Here is a 550-nt window from a genome sequence, read left to right as displayed (position 1 = left end):
CCCACTTGGCCTGCGCCAATAATGCCTACGGTTTTATCAAAAACCGAAAAACCTTGTTGCTGCGCGAGTACCATCATGACGCTAAATGCGTACTCTGCAACGCCAACTTTGTTACAACCCGGTGCTGCAGTAAAGAAAATACCCTTTTCTTTCAAAAGAGCTTGGTCAACGTGATCCATACCCGCTGTCGCCGTACCAACAAACTTGAGCTTGTTCGCTTTGCTGATCAGTTCAGCGTTTACTTTGGTTACCGATCGAATCATCAGAGCATCGATATCAATCAGGTCATCAGCAGTCAGGGTACGACCCGGTTTTAGAATCACTTCACCAAGTTGGCTGAATAGCTCTTCAGCGTACGGCATGTTTTCATCAACAATAATTTTCATAGCGCCAGCGTTTTTAAGATCCATTTTATGAGTTTGTTTATTCGCAAAAAGCGAAGCTATGGCGATTGTGCCCTTTTCGGGAAAAATCTCAAGATATAATCCCAATAAACCTCAAGGCGGAGAATAGCTTGGTTTGTCGAGGTAGCAACAATCGGCATCGCGGA

Annotated in this window: 1 pseudogene; it reads right to left on the bottom strand. The window is 44.7% G+C overall.

From position 1 onward, the window contains the following. Positions 1-386 (bottom strand): annotated as a pseudogene (locus R7O13_RS29970) (4-phosphoerythronate dehydrogenase); the annotation flags it as partial. Between the last annotated feature and the right edge of the window lie 164 nt (positions 387-550).

Source organism: Vibrio sp. Y176, assembly GCF_033438945.1.
The sequence above is the reverse complement of the archived record's forward strand: the minus strand, read 5'-3'. Positions and strand labels throughout refer to the sequence as shown.